Source organism: Desulfatiferula olefinivorans (assembly GCF_054657895.1).
Map to the genome: position 1 here is coordinate 1 of NZ_BAAHXV010000157.1, position 240 is coordinate 240.

At 45.4% G+C, this 240-nt stretch carries 1 protein-coding gene; it reads left to right on the top strand.

Features of this window, described 5'->3' with window-relative positions:
- On the top strand, positions 1-240 hold a 240-nt coding region (locus ACYQ11_RS22265), incomplete at both ends, for a hypothetical protein (RefSeq protein WP_459926032.1).

Consider the following 240-nt stretch of genomic DNA (forward strand, 5'->3'; position numbering starts at 1 on the left):
AATTCAAAGGATCAGCGCATCAGCTTTTACCGGAAATTTGTTTATGGAATAGGGGTCAAACCCTCAACCAAAGGCCGTTCCATTTCGGAAAAGGATTTTTCAAAGGCCGCGAAAAAGAATTTCGAGGTCACGCAGGCCGACCGGTTTTTCAAACAGACCCGCTATTTTACGGACTCCAAGATCATCGGCTCAAAAGAGTTCGTCACCCGCATGTACGATCACTTCAAAGACCATTTCAAG